This window comes from Sphingomonas sp. CFBP9019 (assembly GCF_034045155.1).
GTDB classification, from domain to species: domain Bacteria; phylum Pseudomonadota; class Alphaproteobacteria; order Sphingomonadales; family Sphingomonadaceae; genus Sphingomonas; species Sphingomonas aerolata.
The window spans coordinates 35,448-54,220 of sequence record NZ_JAXCWK010000007.1 but is presented as its reverse complement, the minus strand read 5'-3'; the positions used below and the strand labels follow the sequence as shown (position 1 = coordinate 54,220).

The window sequence follows — 18,773 nt, the reverse complement described above, 5'->3', positions numbered from 1 at the left end:
CGGTGACGACAACGAGATCCGGAATTCGCGTGACCGCAAACCCCGCCCTGCAGCGCTCCGTCCAGACGCTGGCCGATTCGATCCTCGACACGCTCGTCCACCGGATCGGCAAGGATGCGCAGGCCGCGCTTCCGCACGACTGGCTCGCGGCAACGATCCTCACCGTGCGCAACGACATCGTCGAACGCTGGATGGCGTCGACCAAGGCGGCGCATGCGGCGGGTGCCAAGCGGGTCTATTATCTCAGCCTCGAATTCCTGATCGGCCGGCTCTTGCGCGATGCGGTGACGAACCTGCAACGCAGCGGCGAGGTATCGCGGGCGCTCGCGCTGCACGGCGTCGACCTTGCCGCGCTCGAGGAGATCGAGCCCGACGCGGCACTCGGCAATGGCGGGCTCGGGCGGCTGGCGGCGTGCTTCATGGAAAGCATGGCGAGCCTCGCGCTGCCCGCTTACGGCTATGGCATCCGCTATGTGAACGGCATGTTCCGCCAGCGGATCGACGATGGCTGGCAGGTCGAGATGCCCGAAAGCTGGCTCGCGCACGGCAATCCCTGGGAGTTCGAACGCCGCGAGAGCGCCTATTTCATCGGCTTCGGCGGCGAGGTGATCGCGACCGACAGCGGCCAGGTTCACTGGAGTCCCGCCGAGGCGGTCGAGGCGATGGCGGTCGACACCCCCGTCGTCGGCTGGCGCGGCGAACACGTCAACACGCTGCGGCTGTGGACCGCGCGCGCGTTCGATCCGATCAAGCTCGACCGGTTCAACGCGGGCGACTTTTCCGGTGCGCTCGCGGACCAGCTCCGCGCCGAGACACTCACGCGCGTGCTCTATCCCAACGACTCGACCGCCGCGGGGCAGGAGCTGCGGCTGCGGCAGGAGTATTTCTTCTCGTCCGCTTCGATCCAGGACATCGTCCGTCGCCACATCCAGTATTTCGGCGACATCCGCACGCTGCCCGACAAGGCTGCGATTCAGCTGAACGACACGCACCCGGCGGTGTCGGTCGCCGAGCTGATGCGGCTGCTGATCGACCATCACGAATTTGCGTTCGACGAGGCGTGGAAGATCACGCGCGCGACCTTCGGCTACACCAACCACACGCTGCTGCCCGAGGCGCTGGAGAGCTGGCCGCTGCCGCTGTTCGAGCGCCTGCTGCCGCGCCACATGCAGATCGTCTACGCGATCAACGCAAGGCTGCTGCGCGAGGCACGCGGGGTCACAGGGATAGACGACCGCGCGATCGCCGCGATCAGCCTGATCGACGAGGGTGGCGAGCGGCGCGTGCGAATGGCCAATCTCGCCTTTGCCGGATCGCACAGCGTCAACGGCGTCGCGGCGCTGCATACGCAGCTGATGAAGAAGACGGTCTTCGCGGATCTTCACCGCCTCTATCCGACACGGATCAACAACAAGACCAACGGGATCACCCCACGCCGCTGGCTTCAACAGTGCAACCCGGGCCTCACCACGCTGATCCGCGACGCGATCGGCGACGGCTTCCTCGATGATGCCGAACGGCTGATCGATCTCGATGTTTTTGCCGACGATCCCGCGTTCAGGGAGCGGTTTTGGGCGGTGAAGCGTTCGAACAAGGTGGCACTGGCAAATCATATCAAGGACAGCTTGGGGCTGCGCATAGACCCCGACGCGCTGTTCGACGTGCAGATCAAGCGCATTCACGAATACAAGCGTCAGCTGCTCAACATCATCGAGACGGTCGCGCTGTACGACCAGATCCGCAGCCATCCCGAACGCGACTGGACGCCCCGCGTGAAGCTGTTCGCGGGTAAGGCGGCATCGAGCTATCACAATGCGAAACTCGTCATCAAACTGGCGAACGACGTCGCGCGGCGGATCAATTCTGATCCGTCGGTGGGCGGACTGCTCAAGGTCGCGTTCCTGCCCAACTATAATGTGTCGCTCGCGGAGCAGATCATCCCCGCCGCCGATCTCAGCGAACAGATCTCGACCGCGGGTCTCGAGGCGTCGGGCACCGGCAACATGAAGTTCGCAATGAACGGCGCGCTGACGATCGGCACGCTCGACGGCGCGAATATCGAGATCAAGGACCGGGTCGGCGACGACAACATCTTCATCTTCGGGATGACCGCGGACGAGGTCGAAGCGAAGCGCGCATCGGGCTATGATCCGCGCAGCGTGATCGACGGGTCGAACGAGCTCTGCCAGGCGGTCTCGGCGATCGCCTCGGGCGTGTTCTCGCCCGATGATCGTCAGCGCTACGCTGGGCTGATGGGCGGGCTGTACGAGGGCGACTGGTTCATGCTCGCCGCTGATTTCGACAGCTATGCCACCGCGCAGCACAGCGTCGACACGCGCTGGAACGATCGCGACGCGTGGGTCGCCTCGACCGTGCGCAACGTCGCGCGCGTGGGCTGGTTCTCGTCGGACCGGACGATCCGTGAATATGCCCGCGATATCTGGACGGTAATGTGAAGCCACCCGAAGGCGCCATCGTTGCCCTGCTGGAGGGGCGTCACCACGATCCCTTCTCGCTGCTCGGCGTGCATGCCGGCCCCGGCGGCACGTTCGCGCGCGCGTGGCTGCCGGGTGCGACGACCGCTGAGGCGCATGCGCTCGACGGCAAGACGCTCGGCACGCTCCCCCGGATCGACGATCGCGGCCTGTTCGAAGGGCCGATCGACGGCGATCCGCAGCCGGTGAAATATCACGCCGAGGGCGGCGGCACGGACTGGTGGGTGACCGACCCGTACAGCTTCGGCCCGGTGCTCGGCCCGATCGACGACCTGCTGATGGCGGAGGGCAATCACCACCGCCTCCATGACAAGTTGGGCGCGCACCTGATCGAGCACGAAGGCGCGCCGGGCGTGCATTTCGCGCTCTGGGCCCCCAATGCGCAGCGCGTCTCGGTGGTCGGCGACTTCAACGACTGGGATGGCCGCCGCCACGCGATGCGCAGGCGCGGCGACGTCGGCGTCTGGGAGATCTTCATCCCCGACATCGCCGAATATCGCGCCTATAAATACGAGATCGTCGGTCCCGATGGCCGGCTCCAGCCGCTGAAGGCCGATCCCTTCGCCTTTGCCAGCGAACTGCGTCCCGCGACCGCGTCGATCACCCGCACGCTCGCGCACGAATGGGCGGATACGAGCCACCGCAAACACTGGGCCTCGGTCGATCCGCGCCGCGTGCCGATCAGCATCTACGAGGTGCATGCCGGATCGTGGGACCGCGATGCCGAGGGCTGGTTCCTGACCTGGGATGCGCTCGCCGACCGGCTGATCCCGTATGTGGTCGAGATGGGCTTCACGCACATCGAGTTCATGCCGATCAGCGAACACCCCTATGATCCCAGCTGGGGCTATCAGACCACGGGGCTCTATGCGCCGTCCGCGCGGTTCGGCGATGTCGAGGGGTTCGCGCGGTTCGTCGACGGTGCGCATCTGGCGGGGATCGGCGTGCTGCTCGACTGGGTGCCTGCGCACTTCCCGACCGACGCGTTCGGGCTCGCGCATTTCGACGGTACCGCGCTCTACGAACATGAAGACCCGCGGCTCGGCTTCCACCCCGACTGGAACACCGCGATCTACAATTTCGGGCGGCGCGAGGTGTCGTCCTTCCTCGTCAACAACGCGCTGTTCTGGGCCGAGCGCTATCATATCGACGGGCTTCGCGTGGATGCGGTCGCGTCGATGCTGTACCGCGATTATTCGCGCGAGGCGGGCGAATGGATCCCCAACGACACCGGCGGGCGCGAGAACTGGGAAGCGGTCGCGTTCCTGCGCGACATGAACCGCGCGGTGTACGGGCAGCATCCCGGCACCTTCACGATCGCCGAAGAATCGACCTCCTGGCCGGGCGTCTCCGCTCCCGTCGGCGACGACGGCAAGAGCGGTGGCCTGGGCTTCGGGTTCAAGTGGAACATGGGCTTCATGCACGACACCCTCCAGTACATGGCGCGTGATCCGCTGCACCGGAAGCATCATCACGGCGAGATCAATTTCGGCCTGGTCTATGCGTTCAGCGAGAATTTCGTCCTGCCGCTCAGCCATGACGAGGTCGTCCACGGCAAGGGCTCGCTGCTGACCAAGATGCCCGGCGACGACTGGCAGCAATTCGCCAATCTGCGCGCCTATTACGCGTTCATGTGGGGCTATCCGGGCAAGAAGCTGCTCTTCATGGGGCAGGAGTTTGCGCAGCGCCGCGAATGGTCCGAAGGCCGCGCGCTCGACTGGTGCCTGCGCAACAGCCGCAGCCATGAGGGCATCCGCAACCTCGTCCGCGACCTCAACATAGTCTATCGCGACAAGCCCGCGCTCCATGCGCGCGATTGCGAGGCCGAGGGTTTCGAATGGCTGATCGCCGACGACGCCGCCAATTCGGTCTTCGCCTGGCTGCGCAAGGCACCTGGCGCGAAGCCCGTCGCCGTCATCGCCAACATGACGCCGATCGCACGCGCGCCCTACCGCATCCCGCTGCCACTCGACGGTCGCTGGTGCGAGATCATCAACAGCGACGCGCATGAATATTGGGGCAGCGGGCTCGGCAATCTCGGCGGCGTGGTCGCGGAGGACGGCGCGGCGTGGGTCACCTTGCCCCCGCTCGCGACGATCATGCTCGAGTTTGAGGGCTGAGACGGAACAAGCCGCGGGTAACGGGGCGTTATACGGCGGACGATTAGGGAGAGACGGACATGGTTGAACGGCGGGGACAGCCACTGGCGCGCGACGCAATGGCGTATGTGCTGGCCGGTGGTCGCGGCAGTCGGTTGATGGAACTGACCGATACCCGCGCAAAACCCGCGGTGTATTTCGGCGGCAAGGCGCGGATCATCGATTTCGCGCTGTCGAATGCGATCAACTCGGGCATTCGCCGGATCGGCGTCGCGACTCAGTACAAGGCGCATTCGCTGATCCGCCATCTTCAGAGCGGCTGGAACTTCCTGCGCTCCGAACGCAATGAGAGCTTCGACATCCTGCCCGCGTCGCAGCGGATCAGCGAGTTCCAATGGTATGAGGGCACCGCCGACGCGGTCTACCAGAATATCGACATCATCGAGAGCCACGCGCCCGAATACATGGTCATCCTGGCCGGCGATCACATCTACAAGATGGATTACGAGCTGATCCTGCAACAGCATTGCGAGACCGGTGCGGACGTCACGATCGCCTGCCTCGAAGTGCCGCGGATGGAGGCGGTCGGCTTCGGCGTGATGGCGGTCGACGAGCATGACAATGTCACCGCGTTCGTCGAGAAGCCGGCCGATCCGCCCGCGATCCCGGGCAACCCGGACATCGCGCTGGCGTCGATGGGGATCTACGTCTTCCACACCAAACTGCTGTTCGACGAACTGCGCCGCGATGCGGAGACGCCGGGATCCGCACGCGATTTCGGCAAGGACATCATCCCCTACCTCGTCAAGCACGGCAAGGCGGTCGCACATCGCTTCTCCGACAGCTGCGTCCGCTCGGGCAGCGAGGTCGAGGCCTATTGGCGCGACGTCGGCACGGTCGACGCCTATTGGGAGGCCAATATCGACCTCACCGACGTGGTGCCCAAGCTCGACCTCTACGACCGCAGCTGGCCGCTCTGGACCTATTCGGAGGTCACCCCGCCCGCCAAGTTCGTCCATGCCGATGACGGACGCCGCGGCGAAGCGGTGTCGAGCCTGGTTTCGGGCGACTGCATCATCTCGGGCTCGTCGATCCACCGCAGCCTGATCTTCACGGGCACGCGCGCGCACAGCTATTCGATGCTCGACCAGGCGGTGATCCTGCCACATTGCGAGATCGGCCGTGGTGCGCGCCTGTCGAAAGTCGTGGTCGATCGCGGCGTCGTCATCCCCGACGGCCTCGTCGTCGGCGAGGATGCCGAACTCGACGCGCAGCGTTTCCGCCGCACCGACAGCGGCGTGGTGCTCGTAACCAAATCCATGATCGACCGGCTGATCGCGTGAGGGTGTATACGACGCTTTCTCGATCAGGACAGGGGCCCGGCTGATGCGTGTTCTCTCGGTAGCGTCAGAAGCCTATCCGTTGATCAAGACCGGTGGCCTTGCGGATGTCGTCGGCGCGCTGCCGGCGGCGCTCGCGCATCACGGCGTCGCGATGACGACCTTCCTTCCCGGCTATCCCGCGCTCGCTGCGGTCATGCGGACGGCAAAGGTCATCCACAGCTACACCGACCTGCTCGGCGTCGAGGCGCGGATCCTCGCGGCGAGCATCGGCGACCATCCGCGGCTGATCCTCGACGCCCCCGGCCTGTTTGCGCGCGGCGGCGGTCCGTATGGCGACACGACCGGCGCCGACTGGGTCGACAACTGGCTGCGCTTTGCAGCGTTCAGCCGGGCCGCCGCCGATCTCGCCTCGGGCGTTGTCGACGGCCAGCAGTTCGACATCCTCCACGCGCATGACTGGCAGGCGGCGATGGCGCCTGCCTATCTGCGCTACGCCCCCGGTCCGGGCGCGCCGGCGAAGACGATCGTCACGATCCACAATATCGCGTTCCAGGGCCGCTATGGCGCAGAAATCTTCGCCGACCTCGCGCTGCCCGATGCGGCATTCGCGCTCGACGGGATCGAATATTATGGCGGCGTCGGTTTCCTGAAGGCCGGGCTCGAGGCTGCCGATGCGATCACCACGGTCAGCCCGACCTATGCCGCCGAGATCCGTCGCGGCGAATTCGGCATGGGGCTCGAAGGGCTGATCAACGTTCGTGCCGATCGGCTGACGGGCATCGTCAACGGCATCGATCCCGCGGTCTGGAACCCCGCCACCGATGCCGCGCTGCCGTCGCGCTACACCGCGCGCACGCTCACCCGCCGCCGCATCAACAAGCGCGCGGTCGAGACGCTGTACGGCCTCGACACCGGCGACGGCCCGATCTTCACCGTCATCAGCCGGCTCACCTGGCAAAAGGGCATGGACGTCCTCGTCGCGGCGATCGACGAGCTGGTGGCGCTCGGCGGCCGGCTCGCACTGCTCGGGTCGGGCGATAGCGGGCTGGAACACGCCTTTCTCGCCGCCGCCGAGCGGCATCCGGGCCGGGTCGGCGTTCGCATCGGCTATGACGAGCCGGTCTCTCATCTGCTTCAGGCGGGTGCCGATGCGATCCTGATCCCGTCGCGGTTCGAACCCTGCGGCCTGACTCAGCTTTACGGGCTGGCCTATGGCTGCATCCCCGTCGTCGCGCGCACCGGCGGGCTGGCCGACACGGTGATCGACGCGAACGAGGCGGCGGTCGCCGCGGGCGTCGCAACCGGTATCCAGCATGACGGCATCACGCCCGAAGCGCTCAGCCATGCGCTGCGCCGAACGATCGCGCTCTATGCACGCCCCGATCGCTGGGCCATGTTGCAGCGCAATGCGATGCGCGCGGACTTCTCGTGGGACGAGAGTGGCCGGCGTTATGCGACCCTGTATTCGAGCCTTGTGGAGCCTACATGATCCGTACCGTTACTAGCACGCCCTATACCGACCAGAAGCCGGGCACATCGGGTCTGCGCAAGAAGGTGAAGGTCTTCCAGCAGGCCAATTATGCTGAAAACTTCGTCCAGTCGGTGTTCGACGTGGTCGAGGACAAGGCCGGCGCGACGTTGGTGATTGGTGGCGACGGCCGCTTTCTCAACCGCGAGGTGATCCAGGTCGCAATCCGCATGGCCGCCGCGAACGGCTTTGGCCGCGTGATCGTCGGGCGTGGCGGCATCCTGTCGACGCCCGCCGCCAGCCACATGATCCGCAAACGTGGCGCGATCGGCGGGCTGGTTCTGTCCGCCAGCCACAATCCCGGCGGTCCCAACGAGGATTTCGGGATCAAGTACAACATCGCCAATGGCGGTCCCGCGCCTGAATCGATCACCGACGCGATCAACGCGCGCACGCTCGAGATCGACCGCTGGCTGACCGTCGACGCGGCCGACATCGATCTCGACCAGGACGGTGAGGTCATGGTCGGTGACATGCCCGTCGAGGTGGTCGATCCGGTCGAGGACTATGCCGCGCTGATGGAGACGCTGTTCGACTTCGACGCGATCCGCGCCGCCAGGCTGACGATGGCGTTCGACGCGATGAGCGCGGTCACCGGGCCCTATGCGACAGAGATCCTCGAACGCCGGCTGGGCTTTGCGGCCGGCACGGTGCGCAACGGCACCCCACTGCCCGATTTCGGCGGGCATCATCCCGACCCCAACCTCGTCCACGCGCATGAGCTGTACGAGACGATGATGGCACCCGACGCCCCCGATTTCGGTGCAGCATCGGATGGCGACGGCGACCGCAACCTGATCATCGGCCGCCACCGCTTCGTGACCCCGTCGGACAGCCTCGCGATGCTGGCGGCAAACGCGCACCTCGCCCCGGGTTATGCCGGTGGCCTCAAGGGCATCGCCCGCTCGATGCCGACCAGCGCGGCCGCCGACCGCGTTGCCGAGGCTCTGGGCATTCCCGCGTACGAGACGCCTACCGGCTGGAAGTTCTTCGGCAATCTGCTCGATGCGGGCATGGCGACGATCTGTGGTGAGGAAAGCGCCGGGACCGGGTCCGATCACGTCCGCGAGAAGGACGGGCTCTGGGCGGTGCTCCTGTGGCTCAACATCCTCGCGGTCCGCGGCGAAAGCGTTGATGCGATCGCGCGCGATCACTGGGCGAAATTCGGCCGCAACTATTACGCGCGCCACGATTACGAGGGCGTCGAGACCCCGCGCGCCGACGCGCTGATGGCCGCGCTACGTGGGAGCCTCGCGACCCTGCCCGGCAACCAGTTCGGCGACCTCACCGTCGAGACCGCGGACGAGTTCGCCTATACCGACCCGACCGACGGCTCGATCAGCCGCAACCAGGGCGTCCGCATTCTCTTCACCGGCGGCAGCCGCGTTGTGTTCCGCCTGTCGGGCACCGGCACCACCGGCGCGACGCTGCGCGTCTATCTCGAACGCTATGAGCCCGTCGGCGGTGATCTCGACCGCGAAACCGGCGACATGCTGGCGAGCATCGTCGCGGCGGCGGAATCGATTGCGGGGATCGCGCAGCACACCGGCCGCAGCGCACCCGACGTCGTCACCTGATCGCGTCACCCCGCAGCAGGCGGGCCGGGGTTCAAACCCCGGCCATAGTCTTCTAGGCTGGGCGTCATGACCCTTCGCCGTCGCCGCAGCGCGCTCTACATGCCCGCCTCCAACCCCCGCGCCATCGCCAAGGCCCGCAGTCTGGCCTGCGACGTCGTGATCCTCGACCTCGAAGATGCGGTGGCGCCCGACGAGAAGGCGGCGGCACGCAACCGTGTCGTTGCCGAGGTCGGCACGGGCGGTTTCGGTACGCGCGAGCTGGTGGTGCGGATCAACGCGCTCGATACCCCATGGGGTGCCGACGACATCGCCGCGCTACGCGGTATCGGCGTCGATGCGGTGCTCGTGCCCAAGATCTCCGGCGCCGTCGATCTTGCCGACGTCCGCGCCGCACTGGGTACCGACGGGCCACCGATCTGGGCAATGATCGAGACCTGTGGCGGCGTGCTCGAACTCCCGGCGATCGCTCGTGCGGCCGCGGGATCGCGGCTCACCGCGCTGATTGCCGGCACCAACGACCTCGCCAAGGAGCTGCGCTGCCGCCCGGGCGTCGATCGAATGCCACTCATCCCCGCGCTGATGGCGATCGTGACGGCCGCGCGCGCGGCCGGGCTGGTGGCGCTGGACGGCGTCTGCAACGCGCTCGACGATCCGGCGCGCCTCGCCGCCGAAGCCGAACAGGGCGCTGGTCTCGGCTATGACGGCAAGACGCTGATCCATCCGGCGCAGATCGCGGCGGCGAATACCGCGTTCGGCCCTACCCCCGACCAGCTCGCCTGGGCTCGGACAATAGTCGACGCGTTCGCGGACGACGCCACGGCTGACAAGGGCGCGATCCGGCTAGACGGTCAGATGGTCGAACGACTCCACCTCGCCGAAGCCGAGGCGATGCTCGCGCAGGCGGATCAGCACGAACGCTGATCCAAGCTCAGCGCGGGCGGCCGACCCAGTCCGCGACCTGCTGTGCGACGCTATTGGCCGCGGTGTTGATCCCCGCCGCCGCGGACGGCGCATTGATCGCCGCGACCGGGACGCGCGCCTCGAAGCGACGCTTCTCGACCGACTGCATCCCTGCCCGCGTCAGCGAGGCATCGAACGTCACGACCGCCTCGCGCGTCGTCGCGTCGAGGCCGAAATTGCGCAGCTCCCCGCCCAGCATTGCACTCGGATCACCGACGGCCTGGACCGTCGACAGCACGACCATCCCGTTGCGCGCCGCGACCGTGTCGGACATCAGTCGCGCGAACAGTCGCGCGGGCGGCTCGGCCCATTGCGCGTCCTTCACATAGGCGATCGACGTCGCGGTGGCCTGCACCGGCACGCGCGCGGTCGCCAGCGCTTGCGGCACGGTCGGCACCTGCAGCGTGATCGACTTCGACGTCGCCGAATTCTGGTTCTGCCCGACCGCGACCGCGGACTGCGTCGTCAGCGTCAGCAGGGTCGGCGGCGGGGCGGCACCAAAGCTGATGCAGGCGCTGAGCGGCAGCGCCGCGAGGAGGATGAACAGCGGTGTCTTCATGGCGGTCATCACTTACCCTTATAGTCCGGAAGCTTCTGCTGCCCGACGAGCGAGCCTGCCCCCTGCTGGTCGACACGTTCGGCAACCGACGACAGCGCCGCGGCGGTGGTACGCAGATCGTGGACGAGGCGGTTGGCTTCGGGAATGGTGGTCTTCGAGAAGGCCTGCAGCCCGGGCCGCGCGTCGCCGATCGCCGCGTTCAGCGTTTCGGCGCTGGTCTGTGCCGACTGGATCGCCTTGTTCAGATTGGCCATCGCCGGTTTCACGTCTTCGGAGAGCACCCCGTTGGTGGTCTGCGCGAGCACGCCGAACTGCTGCGCGGCATCGCCCGCCTGCTGGATCGCAACCCGCGTCTGTGCCAGCGTCGCGGCGATTTCCGGCCCGCGATCGGCCAGCGCATCGGTCAGGCGATTGGTGTTCTCGAGGATCCCGGCGATCGACGCCTGGTTGCGATCGGTCAGCAGCCCGGTCAGCCGCTCGGTCAGCGTCGACAGACGCTCGAGCAGCTGCGGTGCCGAATTGAGGATCGCGCCAAGGCCACCCTGCTTGGTCGGGATGACCGGCACGCCATACGGGCATGGCTGGCCGTTCGAATCGGGGCAGCCGACCGCGGGCGCACCCTTGCGCGCGCCATCGAGCGACACCTGGCTGACGCCGGTGAACCCAACGCCCGAAATCGACGCGGTCGTGCCCTGGAGCACCGGCGTCTCCTCGTTCACGCTGATGCGGACGCGGACGAACTGCGGGTCGTTCTTCCACAGCGAGATCGACTTCACCTGACCCGACGGCACACCCGAAAAGGTCACCGCGGAGCCGCGCGCCAGACCGTCGACCGACTGGCGGAAGAAGATGTCATATTCCTTCTCTTCCGTGCCACCGAGCCGCGCAATCCACACGGTGAACAGCGCGAGCATCGCCAGCAGGATCAGCACGACGGCGCCGACAAGGACATGGTTCGAACGGGTTTCCATCAGAGCGTCCTTGCTTCTTTCTCGGCATATGTCGCGTCGGCGTCGTCCGGCGCGGACTGCTTGGACTGGACTTCGGTCGGGTGGGCATCGGCAACCGCGTCGGCACTGCGATGCGCCTCCTTGGTCGCCACCGCGGCGCGGCCGCGCGGCCCCTTGAAATACTCTTCGATCCACGGATGGTCGAGCGCGAGCAGTTCGTCGATCGTGCCGACCGCGATGACCTTCTTGTCGGCGAGCACCGCGACGCGGTCGCAGATCGCGTAAAGCGTATCGAGGTCGTGCGTGATCAGGAAGACGGTCAGGCCCAGCGTCTTCTGCAACGACTGCGTCAGCGAATCGAACGCCGCCGCGCCGATCGGGTCGAGCCCGGCGGTCGGTTCGTCGAGGAACAGCAGCTCGGGGTCGAGCGCGAGCGCGCGGGCGAGCCCGGCGCGCTTCTTCATGCCGCCCGACAGTTCGGCGGGAAACTTGTTCGCGGCATCCGCGGGCAGGCCGGTCATCACGACCTTGTACGCCGCGATCTCGGCGAGCAGCGCGGGCGGCAGGTCGGGATAGAATTCGCGCAGCGGCACTTCGACATTTTCGGCGACGGTCAGCGTCGAGAACAGCGCACCGCCCTGGAACAGCACACCCCAGCGCTTGCGGATCTCGGTCGCCTCGGTCTCCTCGCGGCCGATATTCGATTCGCCGAACACCGTGATCGCGCCTTCGGCGGGCGTCTGGAGGCCGATGATCGAGCGCATCAGCACCGACTTGCCGGTCCCCGACCCGCCGACCACGCCGAGAATCTCGCCACGCCGGACGTCGAGGTCGAGGCCATCATGCACGACCGAATCGCCGAACTCGTTCCTCAGCCCCTTAACGGAGATGATGCTGTCGTCAGTCTTGCGGGCCATCAGTCCCAGCCGATCCAGGTGAAGAATACCGCGAAGAACGCGTCGAGCACGATGACGAGGAAGATGCCCTGCACCACCGCCGAGGTCGTGCGCAGCCCGACCTGTTCGGCGTCAGCCTCGACCTGCATGCCCTGGAAACAACCCGCGACCGCGATGATCGCGCCGAAGACCGGGGCCTTGATCAGTGCGATGTACAGATCGGTGATCGGCACGACTTCGCGGATCCGGGCGATGAAGGTGACGGGCGGGATGCCGAGCTGGATCCAGCACAGCAGCCCACCGCCGATGATCGCGATCAGCGACGCGTAGAAGGCGAGCAGCGGCATCATCACGATCGCCGCCAGCACGCGCGGCAGGACCAGCGCCTCCATCGGCGACACCCCGATCGTCCGCATCGCGTCGATCTCTTCGGTCAGCTTCATCGTGCCGAGCTGCGCGGCAAAGGCGGAGCCCGACCGGCCCGCGACCATGATCGCGGTCATCAGCACGCCGAGTTCGCGCAGCGTCAGCCGCCCGACCAGATTGATCGTGAACACCTCTGCCCCGAACTGGCGGAGCTGGACCGCGCCCTGCTGCGCGATGACGACGCCGATCAGGAAGCTCATCAGCCCGACGATGCCGAGTGCGGCGATGCCCACGACCTCGAAGCGCTGGACGACCGCGTTGAAGCGGAAGCGCTTGGGGTGGCGAATGACGCTGCCAAAGGCGATCGTCGTCGCGCCCAGAAAGGCGAGCAGGCCAAGCATCGTCCGGCCGGTCAGGACGACCGCGTCGCCGATCTCGCCCAGCACGCGCTTTACCGAACCGACCGGCTTGCCGCGTGCCGCCAGCGGCTGATCGGAGGCGACGACCTGATCGAAGAGATTCTGACCGTCAGCATTGAGCCCGTCGATCGTCGCGTCGTTGCGTGCGGCGAAGCGGTGGACGATCCAGGCGCCTATCGTGTCGATCCGGTCGACCTGGCTCAGATCGACTCGTTTGATCGACGCGGCATCAACCGCCTCGAGCCGATCGGGAAGATTTCCGATGTTGGCGAGCGACAGATCGCCGGTGAAGCGAAGCGTACCCGTGTCGGCACCGTCCTGCTGAAAATCGGCCATCGCGCTCATCGGCGGCACCTTTGCGGCAAACGGACTGGATCGGCAAGACGAATGCTGTGTAAGCCGGCCCAATGACCCAGCTTCTCGCCATCTACGACATGGACAAGACGATCACCCACGCGCCGACCTGGACGCCGTTCCTGATCCACACCACGCGCACCGGCGGCGCGCCGTGGCGACTCGCGCTGGTGCCGGTCGCGGCGCTTGCGGCGGCGGGATATCTCGCCAAGCTGATGAGCCGCGGCCGCCTGAAGCACATCATGCAGCGGATGATGCTCGGCAAGACGCTGACCCCGGCGCAGGAGCGTCGCGCCGCCGAGGCGTTTGCCGACCGCGTGATGCGCGACGGGGTCTTCGCGGCCGCGCTCCGCCAGATCGAGGCGGATCGCGCGGCGGGATACAGGCTGGTGATGGCGACCGCCTCCTACCGCTTCTACGTCGAGTCGATCGCCGAACGGCTCGGCTTCGATGCGGTGATCGGTACCGAGAGCCTGCGCGACGCGAACGGCCATCTGCTCGCCGGGATCGACGGCGAGAATTGCTACGGCCCCGCCAAGCTCGCGATGATCGAGCGCTGGATGGCGCGTGAGGGGATCGCGCGACACGATGCGCATGTCCGCTTCTATTCGGACCATGTCTCCGATGCGCCGACCTTTGCCTGGGCCGACGAGCCGTTCGCGGTCAACGCGCACGGTCCGCTCCGCCTTCTGGCAAAGGCGAAGGGCTGGCCGATGCCCGACTGGGAGCGATAACCGGGGCGACTAGAGGATCCGGTCGACCGTGTGGATCACCAGGCCGACGAGCCCGCCGACGATCGTGCCATTGACGCGGATATATTGCAGGTCGCGACCGACCGCATTCTCCAGCCGGCTGGTGATCGTATCGGCATCCCAGCCGCGCACCGTCTCCGACACGAGCCGGACGATACCGTCGCCATAGTCCGCCGCGATGCCGACGACCGCGCGGCGGACGAACCGGTTGATCGTATGCGACAGCCGCGGATCGTGGAGCAGCGTCTCGCCAAGCTGGCGCAGCACGTCGCCCAGCTTGCCCGCCATCGCCCGCTCCGGATCGCGCGCGATCGCCAGCAGCGCGCCGCGCGCCTGCTCCCACAAACCGTCAAGCCAGCGCTGCATCGCTGGGTTGTCGAGCAGGTCGTTCTTCATCGCCTCGACCCGCTCGCGCATGCGGCGGTCATATTGCAGGTCCCAGGCCAGCCGCTCGAGCGCTTCCTCCGCCTTCAGCCGCAACGGGTGCTGCGGATCCTCTGCCATCTCCGCGAGCAGGCGGTCGAACCCGTTGATCAGCTTGTCCGCGACCGTAGTGTCGAGTCCCGTCCAGCGCAGGATCGAACCCGACTTCTCGTGCACCATTGCGCGGACGAGATGGTCGTTCGCGGCGAGCGTGACCGATGCCCAGCGGATCGCCGCCTCGAGCAGCGGGGCGTGACGACGCTCGGCGATCGCGGCCTTGAGCAACTGGCCGAGGATCGGCGATATCTCGGTCTGGCGCAGCCTCGCGCGGATGCCGGCCTTCACCATGCCGCCGAGCCGCGCGGGGTCGAGGCCTTCGAGAATCTGCGCGACCAGCTTCGACGCACCCGACCGGAACCGCCCCCCTGCCCCTTCGGGCGGATCGGTCAGCCAGTGTGCGATCGCGCCCGCGACGTCGAGCCGCCGCATCCGGCGCGAGATGACCGAGGGCAGCAGGAAATTGTCGCGCAGGAATATCGCGAGCGTGTCACCGATCCGATCCTTGTTCCGCGGGATGATCGCGGTGTGCGGGATCGGCAGCCCGAGCGGATGGCGGAACAGCGCGGTGACCGCAAACCAGTCCGCCAGTCCGCCGACCATCGCCGCCTCGGCAAAGGCCCGGACGAAGCCGATTGCGGGGTGCCGGTCGACCAGCGCGCGGCTGACCAGGAACACGACCGCCATCAGCACCAGCAGCCCAGTCGCGACGATCCGCATGCGAATGAGAGCCGGGTTGGTCGCTTCCTTGGCCAGGCGCACGCGGGAATTCGATGTCATGCCCGAAACAATCCCCGAGCGCAGGGATAGTTCACCCGTGCGGTGTCACGCCGGCGATCATTCCGCCGGCTGTGTCCCGCCATCGCCGTCGCGAAAGCCGATCTTGGGCGATGCCGGCCCGAGCGCCGGCGCGTTGGGGCCGGCGATCCCGACCACTTCCGCGCCGTCGTCGCCGGGCCGGAAGGTGAGCAGGCGGCGACCCAGTCGTGGCCCTGCCCAGCGCTCGATCCCGACCGCGATGCTGAACGTCGCCGGCACGATCAGCAGCGTCAGCACGGTCGACATCACCAGACCACCGATCACGGTGATGCCCATCGGCGCGCGGAACGATCCGTCGCCGCCGATCGACAGCGCGGTCGGCACCATGCCCGCGACCATCGCGACCGTGGTCATGACTATCGGCTGCGCGCGCTTGTGCCCGGCATCGACGATCGCGGTCCAGATATCGACGCCCTTGCCCATCTCCTCAAGCGCGAAGTCGATCAGCAGGATCGAGTTCTTCGCGACGATCCCGAGCAGCATCAGCAGCCCGATATAGACCGGCATCGAGATAGGATGCCCCGTCACCCACAAGGCGAGCAGTCCGCCGAGCGGCGCGAGGATCAGCGAGCCCATGTTGACGAACGGCGGCAACAGCCGGCGATAGAGCAGCACGAGCACCGCGAAGACGAGCAGCACGCCCGCCACCACCGCGACGATGAAGTTGCTGATCATCTCGGCCTGCCACTTGGCCTGGCCGAGCACGAGTTCGCTTACCCCGATCGGCAGCGCGTTCATCGTCGGCAGCGCATGGATCTGCTTCTGCGCATCGCCGCTGATCACGCCGGGCGCGAGATCCGCACCGATCGACAGCTGGCGCTGCTGGTTGACGCGGTCGATCTTGGTCGGCCCCGAGCCCAGCCCGATATCCGCGACGAGGCTGAGCGGCACCGATCCGCCCGTCGCGGTGGCGACCGGCAGGTTCTGGATCGTCGCAAGGCTCGTCCGCGCATTCTGATCGAGCGCGACGCGGATCGGGATCTGGCGATCGCTGAGCGAGAAGCGCGCGCTGTTCTGGTCGATATCGCCCAGCGTCGCGATGCGGATCGCACTCGACAGGCCCTGCGTCGTCACGCCGAGATTGGCGGCGAGATCGAGCCGCGGGCGGATGACGATTTCAGGCCGCTGCAGATTGCCCGCGACGCGCGGCGCGACGAGCGACGGCAGCTTCGCCATCTCGGTCACGATCTTCTGCGCGGTCGCGTCGAGCTTGACCGGGTCGTCGCCGCCCAGCGTGATCGTCACGTCGCGATTGCTGCCGCCCCAGCCGAACTGCGACCGGAACGACACGCGCGCATCGGGGATCGCCGCGAGCTGCGGCGCGAGGCTCCGCTCGAACGCGGTGCTCTTCATCGAGCGATCGTCCTTGAGCGTCGCGGTGACGCGGCCATTGCCGACCGCGGTGCGGGCATAGACCGATGCGACATCGGGTTGCGCCTGGAGGATGCTCGCGACCCGGGTCACGACCGCCTGGGTCTGCGCCAGCGTCGTGCCGGGGACCATGTCGATCGTCGCGGTGCTGGTGTCGCTGTCGCGCGGCGGCTGGAAGGTCGAGGGCAGGACGAAGAACATCGCGATCGTGATCGCGGTCGCGGCCGCACCCGCCACGACCGGCAGCCAGCGGTGCCGCAGCGTGAACCGCAGCGACGCCATGTACCAGTCCATCAGCTTGCCTTCGCCGTGGCTGGCGGTGCCGTGCGCCTTCAGGAAATAGGCCGCGATCATCGGCGTGATCAGACGCGCGACCGCGAGGCTCATCAGCACCGAGGCGACCACGGTCAGACCGAAATTCTTGAAGAACTGGCCCGAGATACCCGGCATCAGCCCGACCGGCAGGAAGACCGCGACGATCGACATCGTCGTCGCCAGCACTGCCAGCCCGATCTCGTCGGCGGCGTCGATCGACGCCTGATAGGCGGATTTGCCCATCCGCATGTGCCGGACGATGTTCTCGATCTCGACGATCGCGTCATCGACCAGCACGCCCGCGACCAGGCTGAGCGCGAGCAGCGTCATCTGGTTCAACGTGAAGCCGAGCAGGTCCATGAACCAGAAAGCGGGAATCGCCGACAGCGGAATGGCGAGCGCGGAGATGATCGTCGCGCGCCAGTCGCGCAGGAACAGGAACACCACGATCACCGCGAGCACCGCGCCCTCGATCATCGCGTCGATCGCGCTGTGATATTGCTCCTCGGTATATTTGACGCTGTTCGAGCGCAGCACGAAATGCACCGCCGGGTTGCGCTTCTCCAGCGCCTCGAGCTTCTTGACCGCATCGTTGAACACGGTTACGTCGGACGCGCCCTTGGCACGCTGGAAGTCGAAGCTGATGACCTGGCGACCGTTGATCGCCGCCGCGGTCCGCTGCTCGGCATAGAGGTCGCGGACCTGCGCGATGTCCGCCAGCCGTACGGTCCGCCCGCCGACCGAGATCTGCGTCTGGCCAAGGTCATAGGCGTTCTTGGCATTGCCGAGCACGCGCACCGACTGTTCGGATCCGGCGATCTCCGCGCGGCCGCCCGCCGCGTTCAGATTGACCTGGCGCAGCTGCGCGTTGACCTGGCTCGCGGTCAGGCCCTGGCTCTGCAGCTTGACGGGATCGAGGATCACGCGAATCTCGCGGCTCACCCCGCCATTGCGGTTGACCGCGGCAAGCCCCGATACCGACAGCAGCTCCTTCGCCACGGTATTGTCGATGTACCAGCTCAGCTGTTCGACCGTCATGTCGCTGGCGATCGCGGAGTAGCTCGCAATATCCTCGTCGGTGGTGTTGGCGCGGAACACCTGCGGCTCGAGGATCCCCTCGGGCAGGTCGCCGCGGATTTGCGCGATCGCGTCGCGCACGTCGTTGACAGCGCGGTCGATCGGCGTGCCGATATTGAGCTGGATGACCGTCTGCGACGTACCTTCGGTGACCGTTGAGCTGATCTGGTCGATGCCCTGCAGCGTCCGCACCGCCGCCTCGACCCGCTGCGTGACCTGGGTTTCTAGTTCGGTGGGCGCCGCACCCGGCTGGCTGATGACGACGATCGCGATCGGGAAGTCGATATCCGGATCGTTGTTCACGTCCATCCGCATGAAGCTGACGATTCCCGCCAGCGTCAGTGCGAGGAACAGCACGATCGGCGGTACCGGGTTGCGGATCGCCCAGGCCGAGATGTTGCGGAAACCCATGG

General features: G+C 66.8%; 13 protein-coding genes. 7 read left to right on the top strand and 6 right to left on the bottom strand.

From position 1 onward, the window contains the following. The first annotated feature begins 29 nt into the window (after nucleotides 1-29). The 6 genes from SOM18_RS18210 (at nucleotide 30) to SOM18_RS18185 (ending at nucleotide 9,963) form a co-directional block, all read left to right on the top strand. On the top strand, nucleotides 30-2,456 hold the full coding sequence (locus tag SOM18_RS18210; RefSeq protein ID WP_320482123.1) for a glycogen/starch/alpha-glucan phosphorylase: 2,427 nt from the start codon (nucleotides 30-32) through the stop codon (nucleotides 2,454-2,456). Further along, entirely contained in the window at nucleotides 2,453-4,615 is a 2,163-nt protein-coding gene (gene glgB / locus SOM18_RS18205) for a 1,4-alpha-glucan branching protein GlgB (protein WP_031440551.1), read from the top strand. The genes SOM18_RS18210 and glgB overlap by 4 nt, the downstream gene beginning before the upstream one ends. 59 nt (nucleotides 4,616-4,674) lie before the next feature. Further along, nucleotides 4,675-5,937, top strand: a complete 1,263-nt coding sequence (gene glgC, locus SOM18_RS18200; RefSeq protein WP_031396272.1) for a glucose-1-phosphate adenylyltransferase — start codon at nucleotides 4,675-4,677, stop codon at nucleotides 5,935-5,937. Between the two features lie 43 nt (nucleotides 5,938-5,980). Then, nucleotides 5,981-7,426 (top strand): glycogen synthase GlgA, encoded by a 1,446-nt coding sequence (gene glgA, locus SOM18_RS18195; RefSeq protein WP_031440552.1) that lies wholly within the window; start codon nucleotides 5,981-5,983, stop codon nucleotides 7,424-7,426. Beyond that, nucleotides 7,423-9,042 carry an alpha-D-glucose phosphate-specific phosphoglucomutase gene (locus tag SOM18_RS18190; protein WP_320482122.1) on the top strand — a complete coding sequence of 540 codons (1,620 nt, stop codon included), beginning with the start codon at nucleotides 7,423-7,425 and terminating at the stop codon, nucleotides 9,040-9,042. Before glgA ends, SOM18_RS18190 begins: the two co-directional genes overlap by 4 nt. 66 nt (nucleotides 9,043-9,108) lie before the next feature. Beyond that, the gene (locus SOM18_RS18185; RefSeq protein ID WP_031440555.1) at nucleotides 9,109-9,963 is read left to right on the top strand and encodes an HpcH/HpaI aldolase/citrate lyase family protein; all 855 of its coding nucleotides are present in this window, start codon (nucleotides 9,109-9,111) and stop codon (nucleotides 9,961-9,963) included. Between the two features lie 7 nt (nucleotides 9,964-9,970). On the opposite strand, the gene SOM18_RS18180 is transcribed toward SOM18_RS18185, so the two are convergent. Genes SOM18_RS18180 through SOM18_RS18165 form a run of 4 tightly spaced genes read right to left on the bottom strand, consistent with a single transcriptional unit; the run spans nucleotide 9,971 to nucleotide 13,537 of the window. Beyond that, entirely contained in the window at nucleotides 9,971-10,561 is a 591-nt protein-coding gene (locus SOM18_RS18180; protein ID WP_414712142.1) for an ABC-type transport auxiliary lipoprotein family protein, read from the bottom strand. A gap of 8 nt (nucleotides 10,562-10,569) precedes the next feature. Then, nucleotides 10,570-11,532, bottom strand: coding sequence for an MlaD family protein (locus tag SOM18_RS18175; protein WP_031396265.1), 963 nt, complete (start codon nucleotides 11,530-11,532; stop codon nucleotides 10,570-10,572). Further along, a complete protein-coding gene (locus SOM18_RS18170) occupies nucleotides 11,532-12,428 on the bottom strand; it encodes an ABC transporter ATP-binding protein (RefSeq protein WP_031396264.1) in 897 nt (298 codons plus the stop codon). Before SOM18_RS18170 ends, SOM18_RS18175 begins: the two co-directional genes overlap by 1 nt. Beyond that, a complete protein-coding gene (locus SOM18_RS18165; protein ID WP_031440556.1) occupies nucleotides 12,428-13,537 on the bottom strand; it encodes an ABC transporter permease in 1,110 nt (369 codons plus the stop codon). Before SOM18_RS18165 ends, SOM18_RS18170 begins: the two co-directional genes overlap by 1 nt. A gap of 62 nt (nucleotides 13,538-13,599) precedes the next feature. On the opposite strand from SOM18_RS18165, the gene SOM18_RS18160 reads away from it, so the two are divergent. Beyond that, nucleotides 13,600-14,280 (top strand): HAD family hydrolase, encoded by a 681-nt coding sequence (locus SOM18_RS18160; protein ID WP_031440557.1) that lies wholly within the window; start codon nucleotides 13,600-13,602, stop codon nucleotides 14,278-14,280. 9 nt (nucleotides 14,281-14,289) lie between these two features. Here SOM18_RS18160 and SOM18_RS18155 read toward each other — a convergent pair whose 3' ends face one another. Continuing rightward, nucleotides 14,290-15,558 carry a DUF445 domain-containing protein gene (locus SOM18_RS18155; protein ID WP_031440558.1) on the bottom strand — a complete coding sequence of 423 codons (1,269 nt, stop codon included), beginning with the start codon at nucleotides 15,556-15,558 and terminating at the stop codon, nucleotides 14,290-14,292. A gap of 57 nt (nucleotides 15,559-15,615) precedes the next feature. Beyond that, nucleotides 15,616-18,771 (bottom strand): efflux RND transporter permease subunit, encoded by a 3,156-nt coding sequence (locus tag SOM18_RS18150; RefSeq protein ID WP_031440559.1) that lies wholly within the window; start codon nucleotides 18,769-18,771, stop codon nucleotides 15,616-15,618. Nucleotides 18,772-18,773: the final 2 nt, after the last annotated feature.